This is a genomic window from Streptomyces sp. ITFR-6, from assembly GCF_031844725.1.
GTDB lineage: Bacteria > Actinomycetota > Actinomycetes > Streptomycetales > Streptomycetaceae > Streptomyces.
This window is the reverse complement of record NZ_CP134612.1, coordinates 1,050,896-1,055,541: the sequence shown is the minus strand read 5'-3', so window position 1 is coordinate 1,055,541 and position 4,646 is coordinate 1,050,896. Positions and strand designations below refer to the sequence as shown.

Annotated in this window: 4 protein-coding genes and 1 pseudogene; 4 read left to right on the top strand and 1 reads right to left on the bottom strand. The window is 69.0% G+C overall.

Translation table 11 applies throughout. The annotated features are described in order from the left end of the window. Nucleotides 1–241: 241 nt before the first annotated feature. From RLT59_RS04615 to RLT59_RS04605, 3 genes and pseudogenes are all read left to right on the top strand, one after another. Complete coding sequence (locus RLT59_RS04615) at nucleotides 242–397, top strand: hypothetical protein (protein WP_311302183.1); 156 nt, start codon at nucleotides 242–244, stop codon at nucleotides 395–397. Then, nucleotides 394–933, top strand: coding sequence for a hypothetical protein (locus RLT59_RS04610; protein ID WP_311302182.1), 540 nt, complete (start codon nucleotides 394–396; stop codon nucleotides 931–933). Before RLT59_RS04615 ends, RLT59_RS04610 begins: the two co-directional genes overlap by 4 nt. Before the next feature lie 109 nt (nucleotides 934–1,042). Continuing rightward, nucleotides 1,043–1,860, top strand: a pseudogene (locus tag RLT59_RS04605) (transposase family protein). A 523-nt stretch (nucleotides 1,861–2,383) separates the two neighbouring features. Here the strand turns inward: RLT59_RS04605 and RLT59_RS04600 are convergent. Next, complete coding sequence (locus RLT59_RS04600; RefSeq protein WP_311302181.1) at nucleotides 2,384–3,478, bottom strand: NADH:flavin oxidoreductase; 1,095 nt, start codon at nucleotides 3,476–3,478, stop codon at nucleotides 2,384–2,386. A 309-nt stretch (nucleotides 3,479–3,787) separates the two neighbouring features. Between RLT59_RS04600 and RLT59_RS04595 the strand changes: the two genes are divergently transcribed. Beyond that, nucleotides 3,788–4,576: an oxidoreductase gene (locus RLT59_RS04595; protein WP_311302180.1), complete on the top strand. Its 789-nt coding sequence runs from the start codon at nucleotides 3,788–3,790 to the stop codon at nucleotides 4,574–4,576. Nucleotides 4,577–4,646 lie beyond the last annotated feature (70 nt).

Sequence of the window (4,646 nt, the reverse complement as noted above, 5' to 3'; positions counted from 1 at the left end):
CGGCCAGGCAGTGTCGGTGGGGACGACCCACTGAGCCCTTCTCGGTAACGTCTCGTGACGGTTGGTGATCTTCGGCCAGGTGGTGCGGCCGTTCTTCAGCTGGAGCAGGACGAGGGCGGCCTTGTTGAACGTCTGCTGGTCGGTGGCGAGTTGGCCACCTTGCGGCGCGGGTCGACTCTTCCGCTTCGAGATGAGTACGTGTACTCATGGCGGTGGCAGCGCGCGGCTCTAAGTTAACGTCATGTCCCGAATAGCACACACCGCAGCCGCCCTCGCTCTGGGCGCGTTCGCCCTCACCGCCTGCTCCAGCACTCCCTCGGCCGCCACCATTGAGACGGACAAGGTCGTCTCCGTACCCGAGGGGAGGGACGCCGGCGTCCGCAGCTTGACTTCATGAAGCTGTCCCTCGAGACCATCGACGGCTGCCCGCCGCTGGACGGCACCAAGACCGGCAAGCCCCTGGGTCCCAGCGACATTCCCACCGTCGCCCAAGACCCCTTCATCAAGCCCGCCGGCAAGCCCGGCGACCGCCTTCCCCTGCCTGCCGATCCGCCCCCCACCGATGAACCCGTACCGGCCGTGCCCGACGGGAACCTCCTGGAGCCGGTCCCGCTCACCAAGCCCGAGGTTTGCTACGCGGACAAGTTCGCCGCGCACATCACCACTGCCCTCAAGGGCACGGGCGAGAACGCCGCCGAGGTGCGAGCCGCACTCAAGCGCGCCGGATACTTCGACGAGCAGATCGTGGATATGAAGCCCGAAAGCGGGTCCCCCCGCGTGCGGATCGACCTGCGCGAATGGGACACCCGCGTCGCCCTCCAGGTCGTGCACGTCGGCACCAGCGGCACCGTCGAGGAAAAGTTCGGCGCACAGCCCACAGCGCCTCTCAAGGACGTCCGGTACATCCCGGAGCCAACGGAACCCCTGAGCTGAGACCCCGTGAACGAACTGATCGTCGGAGACGGATGGGAATCGGCGAAGTGACGTGCACAGCCAGGACCTAGACCATGTTCAGGACACCAAGAGGCTCCACACGTTGACCATTGCCTACACCGCTGTGCTCAATGTCCGCCGGGGGACCGCTGAGACCCCTGGCCCGACTCCTGCGAGCACATCGCGACCGGCTCGGCACCCGCAAGAACACCCGCGCCCTGGGCGCCTTCAAGCAGGCGGTGCTGGTGCTGCGGTGGTTCGTCGATGGGGCCCGGCTGGCCCAACTACGCCCGCGACAACGGCATCTGGGTCCCCACCGCCTACCGCTACCCGCACGAAGGGCTGACCGTGCTCCCGGGCCACGCCCCGGATTTGTCCACCGCGCTGGAGCGCGCGGCCGCAGCCGGCTGCACCCACCTCAACCTGGACGGCACCGTCATCCGCACCGACCGCGTCGCCGCCCCAGGACCGAACGGGGCCGCCCTCTGGTGGTCCGGAAAGCACAGGCACCACGGCGGGAACGTACAGGTCGTCTCCGCCCCCGACGGCTGGCCGTTGTGGGTCTCTCCGGTCCGCCCTGGCCGTGAGCACGACACCACCTGCGCCCGCACCCACGGCCTGAACGCCGCCCTCGATCGACTCTCGACCACCTTGGGCGTGCCCACCCTGACGGACCTGGGCTATGAAGACGCCGGGGACGGCTTCCGTCACCCGGTCAAGAAGCCCCAGGGCAGCCAGCTCACCACCCAGCAGCAGGCGTTCAGCAAGGTGATCCGTGGCATCCACGGTGTTTCCGAGCGGGCCAACGCCCTGCTCAAGGTCACCTTCAAGGCTCTGCGCCGGGTCAGCCTCGACCCCGGCAGCATCACCCGGATCGCCCGAGCCGCCCTCGTCCTGCTCCAGCTGGAGCACGGCCGCACCACTTAACCCAAGATCACGAACCGTCACGAGACGTTACCGAGAAGGGCTCACTGCGGCACCGACGGCGCCGAGCAGAGCGTCTCCCGGCGGGGCCGTGGGAATCGAGCACGGAGCGTTTCGCCCGCCGGAAATTTCCGGGGCGCTCGGAGAGGAGGATGAGCCACCGGTCACGACGGACTGCCTCTTCCAGAGCTTCGAAGGCGCGGAATCCTCACCCAGGAAGCCCGGGCTGATAGGGGCACCTGGAAAGTGAGGCCTTCGATGCCCTTCCGTACGCCTGTGAATTCACCCTGGGGAGGTATGCCGGGCGGGCGAGGGGTAAAGGAAACTTCTTTTCTCAAGCCCGCTACAAATGTATTCGACCGGGCCGCCGCGGGAAGTACGGCGGACAACTGGGACGCAGTCAATCGGTACGCGTCCCGGGGAGATGAGGAGGTGCGGGCACGGTGGGCAGCGCTAACCGCACCCTGCCGCCGTGCCTCGGGCCCGGTGGGCAGTTCTCCCCCGGGACCTTCGGCGCCACGGTCCCTCAGGTCAGGGTCCGCAGGACGGACGGGTCGTAGGGGACGGCCCGGTCCAGCTCGCCTCGGAGCGCCAGCGCCGCCCAGTCCGGGTTGGCCAGCAAAGACCGGCCCACGGCGACCAGGTCGAACTCGTCGCGTTCCAGGCGGGCCACCAACTCGTCGATGCCGGTCACGCCGGACGGTCCCGTGAAGCCTTGGGCGAACTCGCCCTCGCCGTACTGCTGGTCCATACCGACCGAGCCGACCGCCACGGTCGGCCTGCCGGTGAGCTTGCGTATCCAGCCGGCCAGGTTGAGGGTGCTGTCGCTGTCCTCGAACTCCGGCAGCCAGTAGCGCCGGGTCGAGGCGTGGAACACGTCGACACCGGCCGAGGCCAGAGGCTCCAGCAGCAGGCGCAACTCATCCGGGCTCGCCGCGGTGCGGGCCCCGTACTCGCCGAGCTTCCACTGGGAGAAACGGAAGAAGACGGGGAACTCCGGACCGACGGCCGCGCGGACCGCCCGCACGACCTCGGCACCGAATCGGGCTCGGGAGGCCGGGTCGCCGCCGTAGCGGTCGGTGCGCCGGTTGGTCCCGGTCCACAGAAAGTCATCGATGAGATAGCCGTGCGCACCGTGCAGCTCGACCCCGTCGAACCCCAGCCGTGCGGCGTGCTCGGCGGCCTCCGCGAACGCTTCCACCGCGGCGCCGATGTCCTTCCGCGTCATGGCCCGTCCCGCCGGGGTGCCGTCCAGCCCGATCCCGGACGGGCCCTCGGCGGGCGGATCGGTCGCGGTGCGCGCCGCGCCCGTGTGCCACAGCTGTGGAATGATCCGGCCGCCCTCCTCGTGCACCCGGCGTAGCACATGGGCCCAGCCGGCGAGGGCCTGTTCGCCGTGGAACTCGGGCACGCCGTCGTAGGCGGGGGCGGCAGGATGGCCGATGTAGGTGCCCTCGGTGATGATCAGCCCGAGGCGGTGGGCCGCCCGCCGCGCGTAGTACTCCGCCACGTCCGGACCGGGCACGCCGCCGGGAGACGCCGTCCTCGTCATCGGGGCCATCACGATCCGGTTGGGGAGCGTGAGGCCGCCCACGGTGAACGGTTCATCCAGACTGGCCATGATGTCCTCCCGAGTCGGGAGCCGCTCAAACGGCTTCCCGGGCGTTTATTGGTTGCCTTTTCGACGGGTGATTCTCAGGCGATGCGGGGCTGGTTCGGCCGCCCGACGATTGTGCACGAACATCACCGTGATTGGCCACAGTGCCCCTGAATCGCGGAAGGCGATCCATTACATCGGCACAATGAATTTGACCGTGCCGAGCGAACCATGGATATTTGGGCCAGCGGAACAGCGCCACGCGGGAAGTGAAGCGCAATACCCCGCCATTTCGGTCGTATGACGGCACGTCAGGGAGAGTGGTGGAGCCCCATGGCGACGGAGAACATCCGCATCCCCACATCGTCGGGTGAGCTGGCGGGCCGACGGGCCGTGGTCACCGGTGGCAGCCGCGGGATCGGCGCCGCCATCGCGCGCAACTTGCTCGACGCCGGCGCGACCGTCGTCACCTCGGCCCGCAGCGAGACCCCGGACACACCGCCCGGCGCCGCGTTCGTCACGGCCGACCTCAGCACCTCCGACGGCGTGCGGGACTTCGCCGACACCGCGCTGGAACTGCTGGGCGGCGTGGACATCGTCGTCAACAACGCCGGCGGCTGCCGCTCGTTCCAGAGCGTGCTGGAGCTGGAGAACGACTGGCAGTACACGATGGACATCAACTTCCTCGCCGCCGTCCGGCTCAACGCGGCCCTCGTGCCCTCGATGCGCGAGAGCGGCGGCGCCATCGTCCACGTGTCGTCGATCGCCACCGTCGCGGCCTACCCGAACCTCTTGCACTACGCCGCTGCCAAATCTGCGCTGGAGACGTACAGCAAGGGCCTCTCCGCCGAACTGGCTCCGGACGGCATCCGGGTCCTCTCCGTGTGCCTCGGTAACGTCGAGACACCGGCGTCGGAGATCGCCCGCACCCGGATCGTCGAACTGCACGGCGGAGATCCCGACGACCTCACCGGACAGTGGGCCGCCGAGATCCCGCTCGGGCGGCTCGGCGAGCCCCAGGACATCGCCGACGCGGTGAGCTTCCTGGTCTCTCCCCGCGCCTCCTGGATCACCGGGAGCAACATCGTCGTCGACGGCGGAAAGACCGCGAGCCTGTGCTGAGACCCGGCACCGCCGCCCGTGAAGCCCCCAGGCACCTGACGGCACACCACCCAACACGCGCAGCCGACCG